Origin of the sequence: Falsiroseomonas oleicola, assembly GCF_019029495.1 — a bacterium.
In the GTDB taxonomy this organism is placed as follows: domain Bacteria; phylum Pseudomonadota; class Alphaproteobacteria; order Acetobacterales; family Acetobacteraceae; genus Falsiroseomonas; species Falsiroseomonas oleicola.
Genome location: NZ_JAERQM010000007.1, coordinates 221,710 through 228,081 on the forward strand (window position 1 = coordinate 221,710; position 6,372 = coordinate 228,081).

A 6,372-nucleotide genomic window follows, 5' to 3' on the forward strand; every position below is an offset into this window, starting at 1 on the left:
GCTGCGCGACCTTGTGGCGTGCGCTGCCGCCCTCAGGGCCGGTGCCGAGCTGGTGGAGCCGCACGCCCTGGTGGCGTGCCCGCTTGCCTCGGGATCGGCGCCGAGCTGGCGGAGCTGCGCGAACTTGTGGCGTGCGCTGCCGCCCTCAGGGCCGGTGCCGAGCTGGTGGAGCCGCGCGCCGTGGTGGCGTGCCCGCTGGCCGCGGGATCGGCGCCGAGCTGGCGGAGATGCGCGACCTGGTGGCGTGCCCGCTGGCCTCGGGATCGGCGCCGAGCTGGCGGAGCTGCGCGACCTTGTGGCGTGCGCTGCCGCCCTCAGGGCCGGTGCCGAGCTGGTGGAGCCGCGCGACCTGGTGGTGTGCCGGCCGCCTTCGGGATGGGGGCCGAGCCGGCGGAACTGCGTGACCTAGTGGCGTCCGCTGCCGCCCTTAGGGAACGGCGCCGAGCTGGCGGAGATGCGCGACCTGGTAGCGTGCCCGCCGACCACAGGATCGGCGCCGAGCCGGCGGAGCCGCGTGCCCTGGTGGCGTGCCCGCTAGCCTCGGGATCGGCGCCGAGCTGGCGGAGCTGCGCGACCTGGTGGCGAGGCTGCCGGCCTCGGGAATCGGCGCGGAACTTGCGGAAGCCAGCGCCGTGATAGCGCGCCCGGCGTGCCGCAAAGCGGACGCCATCACCTTCCCGGCCAATGGAGCGCGGCCGATAAACGCGCCCGCCTACCCCCCGCCCCACCGCGCACTCGTCTCGATAGGGCAGGCCCCTGCGAGACGTCTCAGGCCCCATCCTATGTGTCTCACAGAAATACCTCTTGATATTTGAGACCGTCTCCGCAATAAAGTCTTAGAACCTAATGAGACGGAGACGCCCATGTTCATCGGATACGCCCGCACTTCCACCGCCGAGCAAGAAGCCGGCCTTGAAGCCCAGCGCCGAGACCTGGCCACCGCCGGATGCGAGCAGACCTTTCAGGAACAGGTCTCCTCCATCGGCAAGCGCGACCAGATGGAGGCCGCCATCGCCTTCGCCCGCCAGGGAGACACCTTGGTTGTCACCCGGCCGGATCGGCTGGCGCGTTCCGTGGCGGATATGCTGGCCATCATGGCGCGGCTGGAAGCCAAGGGCGTGGCGCTTCGCGTCCTGTCCATGGGGGGCGCCGAAGTGGACACCAACACGCCTACGGGCCGAATGATGCTGACCATGCTAGGTGCCGTGGCCGAGTTTGAGCGCGCCTTGATGCTGGAGCGCCAGCGTGAGGGTATCGCCAAGGCAAAGAAGGAGGGGCGCTACAAGGGCCGCGCTCCCACCGCGCAAGCCAAGGGCGCCGATGTGCTGGCCATGCATGCGGAGAAGGTGCCGCCGACCGAGATTGCCCGCCGCCTGGGGATCGGCCGCGCCAGCGTCTACCGGATCATCGGCGGCGCCAGCAGGGGCGCCTGACCAGGTGCAGCTTGGCACCGACTTGCAGCAGCTCGGCCGCGCTGACGGGCCTGCCTGAGTAGCGCTTCAGGAAGTCTCAGCGATGCAGCTTAGGAAGGACACTGCTCGGCAACCAGCCCAAAGAAAATCTATATAAATCAATTACTTATTGTAGTATTGGAAGAGTTTTTTGATGCCTTGTTGTTAATTCTTCCATTTTGTGCCAGCCTTCTCCGAAGCTGGCAGGAGTCGAAAAATGACATCAAGCAATATCAAAGGGATAGAGGCCGACTTTGCAAGCTTGGCTCGCATCGCGTTGGCTGGTCGCAGCCAGGACATTCAGTTGCTCTTGCATCGTGTCGTGCGTCGCTATCGCGCGTCGTCGCCCGAACTCGCCGCCGCATTGACTAGCTTGCTGCACGAGGCTCCCACCCGAGCGTCGCCCCTTCGGCGCCAGGCAGAAGCACCGCTGCCCGTGGACGCCGACTCCCGGTTCCAACTGCTGAGAGTTGAAAGCGATGTATCACTCGATCAGCCGCCGCTGCTTGATGTTGGCATCTACGCGAAGCTTGCTCAGGTAATTGCCGAACGGGCAAAGCCGGAGCTGCTTGTCAACGCCGGCTTGACGCCCACCAAGACCATCCTTTTCACCGGCCCTCCGGGTGTTGGGAAGACGATGTCAGCCCGCTGGATCGCCCAGGAGCTTGGACGTCCTCTCCTAACACTCGATCTTGCTGCGGTAATGAGCAGCTATCTTGGAAGGACGGGCGGCAATCTCCGCTACGTGCTGGACTACGCAAAATCCACCAACAGCGTGCTGCTTCTCGATGAGATTGATGCCATTGCAAAACGCAGAGACGACAAAGGCGAAGTCGGCGAGCTCAAGCGTCTCGTAACCGTCCTCCTACAAGAGATTGATGATTGGCCAAGCTCGGGAGTCCTTATCGGAGCCACGAACCACGCCAACTTGCTGGACCCAGCAATCTGGCGACGCTTCGATCTTGTGGTGGAGTACGGGCTGCCGACGCGCGAGCAAGTTAGAAAATTCACTAGCTCAATCCTGGATGGCAAGACGGCGAAAGCCGATCAATGGGCTGGTGTCTTCGGAATAATGTTCGCTGGCTCCTCTTACAGCGAGATCGAGCGCACCATTACATCTACGCGGCGGCGTTCAGTAATCAGCGGTGTGGACTTTGATGAGTGTCTAGAAGCTCTCATCGAGCCCGGTGAAATCTCGAAAGCAGACCTGAGGGCGCTTGCTGCTCAGCTTTACGAATCGCGACTGATGTCTCAGCGGCAAGTTCAGGAGTTAACGGGCGTGGCCCGGGAAACGATTAGGGCTCACGCCGCTAAGAAGTCTGTGGTGAAGGAGGCTGCGCAGTGACCAAGAGAAACTTCCTCTTAGGGCGCGGCGAGCGCCTGACGTCCGACATTGTTGTGCGTACGGGGGCGCCGACAAAGGTTCCCACATACACACTCCAAGAAGCGAAGACGCGCCTCGGCCCCATGCTCGATACCGCGAATGCTGCCTTTGACCGCATCCCACCAGAAGCGCGTCCAGACGACGAGGTGGTTGGAGCGGTGACACTCAATCCTGAGTACATCGCCAAATCATACTACCCACACGGTCTTCTTAAGGCTGTTGGGTTGGCGGCGATTGGCAGCAAGCCACTGATCATCAAGCCTGAAAAGAAGAGCAAGGATCGTGAACCGGAAGAGGCCCTAACAACGCAGCTTTTTGTCATGGGTAAGAGGGCTGCGTTCAGGAATTGGGGCAGCCTGCTTCCGTTATGGTCTGAGGGTATGGAAGAGGCCGCGGACCTTGTCTCAATCGAGGAAATCTCTGCGCCTACTCCCTCCGAGAAGATCAAAGGAAAAATGCCGCGCAAGGGTATCATCACCTACGAAGTGGTGCTGCACACCGATGAGCTTTTGGGTGAGGTGAAGGCGCTCCCTCAGTTCCGGGAGTACCTACAAAAGATTGGTGTAGATGCGACGTTGAGCCGGCGTTTCTATGCCGGCGGGCTCTGCTTTTTGGAGCTCTCAGCGCCTGCCGAAAAGGCGCGAGAGATCGCCACCTATGCCTCTGTGCGCGTGCTTCGACAGATGCCAAGACTTAGAATGTTGCGACCGATGGTTCGAGCTGGCTCGATTCCGGCCCAGCCCATCGTGGTACCCGCCGTGGCGGCGATGGATACGTCGATACGTGCGGCTATCTTCGACGGCGGCATACCCCATGGCCACCCATTGACGAGGTGGGCGACGCCTATCGAGACGGCTGGCCTGATCGCACCGACAAACGACGAGCTTGAGCATGGTGTAGCGGTCACCTCGGCGTTTCTCTTTGGCCACCTTTCTTCTTTGTCTGGGCTGCCGACACCCTACTGCAAGGTCGATCATTACCGGGTGATCGACAGTGCACCAGGGCAGGATGGTACCGAGCTTTTTGAGGTTCTTGAGCGTATCCAGTCAGTGCTCAATCAAGAGAAGTATGATCTGGTCAATTTGAGCCTGGGTCCGTACCTCTCCGTAGAAGATGACGAAGTCCATGCATGGACAGCGGTACTTGATGAGTTTCTGGCAGACGGGGAGATGTTGGCGACGATTGCGGTTGGCAACAACGGCGCGAGCGATGCTTCCCTTAAGCTCAACCGCATACAGGTACCTTCAGATTGTGTGAATGCGCTGGCTGTTGGTGCGGCTGACTCGCCAGAGAACCCGTGGCAGAGAGCTCCGTACAGCTCCGTAGGGCCAGGTCGGAGCCCTGGTGTCGTTAAGCCAGACCTGGTCGAATTTGGCGGGTCGCTTCAGCGCCCATTTTTGGTCTTCTCCCCTGCCAGCAGCCCGACCGTCACCACAACCGGCGGCACATCCTTCTCCTCGCCCAGCGTCCTGAGGATGGCAGCAGGCGTGCGTGCTCACTTCGGACCTCATCTCGATACGTTAGCGATCAGAGCGCTTCTCGTTCACTGCGCGGAGAGGGGCGAATACCCGGCGAGTGAGATCGGAAGGGGCCGGGTCGCCCGAACTCTCGATGACCTGGTCGTCTGCTCCGACGACACGATGCGCGTCGTATATCGCGGGGCGATAACCCCTGCGAAGTATATCCGTGCGCCCGTTCCTTTGCCGCTTGGGGACTTGCCGGGCAAAATCCAGTTGTCTGCAACGGTCTGCTACACCACTGCTGTAGACCCGAACCACCCTGGCAACTACACCCGGGCTGGCTTGGAGGTAACGTTCCGTCCTGACATGACGAAGCGCAAAACAGCCAGCCAAATACATCCCGATAGCAAGAGCTTCTTCGGCAAAGCTCAGAAGGGATTAACTGAAGACGAGCTGCGGCGTGACGCCTGGAAGTGGGAGAACTGTCTTCACGGATCGATCGGCTTTTTAGGCTCAAGTCTGAACCAACCGTGCTTTGATATTCACTATAATAGTCGCATGGAAGGCCACGACCACAAATCGACGGTCAAGCTGCGGTATGCCATGATTATCACCATTAAGGCGCCGCGCGTCGTTGATCTCTACGACCAGGTTGTTAGGCGATACGCCACGCAGTTGGAGGCGCTCCGCCCTGTGATCGAGATACCGATCCGCCCGTGATGTCTTGCGCTTGGTCGCTGGCGGATGAGGAAGCCTCTGCTACCCGGGCCGCGCCCCGACTGCACGCGCGAACGGCGCAGATGTGGCAGCGCTGCACGAGCAAGGGGTGGCGCCGACCGAGATGCCGCGGCGCCTTTGGATCGGACGGGCGAGCTTGTATCGCATCCTTCGCAGGTAAACTGACTGACGATCGAGAACGGGAACAGGGCCATGAGCGCAAGAGACCGCTACTCGTTTCCTGTGACGTGCCCGCGATGCGGCAAGCAGGGCGAGGCTCATTGGTCAGAACACGAGCGGCCGTCTGTCTACTCGGGGATAGACCGCCGACTTGAGACAGTGCCGCCGGGATTCGTGCGCGGTGCCCGCGAGGATGCCGGGGGCTTCACCGAGATACTGTGCGCCGACTGCCGCATCCCCGCTCGCCACTGATCGGCCTGCAAAGCCTGCGCCCTTCGTCGCTCTGACCGCGGAGCGCACGGAGGCCCGCGCCGTGGTGGCGCGCGCTGCTGCCCTCTGGATCGGCGCCGAACTGGCGGAGCCGCGTGCCCTGCTGCCCCTCGGGGATCGGCGCAGAGCTGGTGGAACTGCGCGGCCTGGTGGCGTGCCCTGCCCACCTTGGTGCCGGTGCTGGGCTGGTGGAGCTGCGCGCTCTGGTGGCGTGCCTACCGGCCTCGGGATCGGCGCCGAGCTGGTGGAGTTGCCCGACCTGTTCGCGCGCCCTGCCGGCCTCGGGGATCGACGCCGAGCTGATGGAGCTGCGCGACCCGGTGGCGTGCCCTGCCGGCCTTGGTGCCGGTGCTGGGCTGGTGGAGCTGCGCGCCCTGGTGGCGTGCCTACCGGCCTCGGGATCGGCGCCGAGCTTGGTGGAGCTGCCCGACCTGTTGGCGCGGCCTGCCAGCCTCGGGGATCGGCGCCGAGCTGGCGGAGCCGCGCGCCCTGGTGGCGTGCCCTGCCGGTCTCGGGGCCGGTGCTGGGCTGGTGGAGCCGCGCCGAGCTGGCGGAGCCGCGCGCCCTGGTGGCGTGCCCTGCCGGCCTCGGGGCCGGTGCTGGGCTGGTGAAGCCGCGCGCTCTGGTGGCGTGCGCTGCCGGCCTAGGAATCGGCGCCGAGTTGGTGGAGCTGCCCGACCTGGTGGCGTGCCCTGCCGGCCTCGGGGCCGGTGCTGGGCTGGCGGAGCCGCGCGCCCTGGTGGCGTGCCCTGCCGGTCTCGGGGCCGGTGCTGGGCTGGTGGAGCCGCGCCGAGCTGGCGGAGCCGCGCGCCCTGGTGGCGTGCCCTGCCGGCCTCGGGGCCGGTGCTGGGCTGGTGAAGCCGCGCGCTCTGGTGGCGTGCGCTGCCGGCCTAGGAATCGGCGCCGAGTT

4 protein-coding genes are annotated in these 6,372 nt (G+C 63.7%); all 4 read left to right on the top strand.

The window, feature by feature from the left end:
• Positions 1 to 863: 863 nt before the first annotated feature.
• Positions 864 to 1,433: a recombinase family protein gene (locus JJQ90_RS21755; RefSeq protein WP_216878372.1), complete on the top strand. Its 570-nt coding sequence runs from the start codon at positions 864 to 866 to the stop codon at positions 1,431 to 1,433.
• Positions 1,434 to 1,668: 235 nt separating this feature from the next.
• Positions 1,669 to 2,796: an AAA family ATPase gene (locus JJQ90_RS21760; protein ID WP_216878373.1), complete on the top strand. Its 1,128-nt coding sequence runs from the start codon at positions 1,669 to 1,671 to the stop codon at positions 2,794 to 2,796.
• 122 nt (positions 2,797 to 2,918) lie between these two features.
• Entirely contained in the window at positions 2,919 to 5,015 is a 2,097-nt protein-coding gene (locus tag JJQ90_RS21765) for a S8 family peptidase (protein ID WP_216878374.1), read from the top strand.
• A gap of 1,157 nt (positions 5,016 to 6,172) precedes the next feature.
• On the top strand, positions 6,173 to 6,372 hold a 200-nt coding region (locus JJQ90_RS21770), incomplete at its 3' end, for a hypothetical protein (RefSeq protein WP_216878375.1).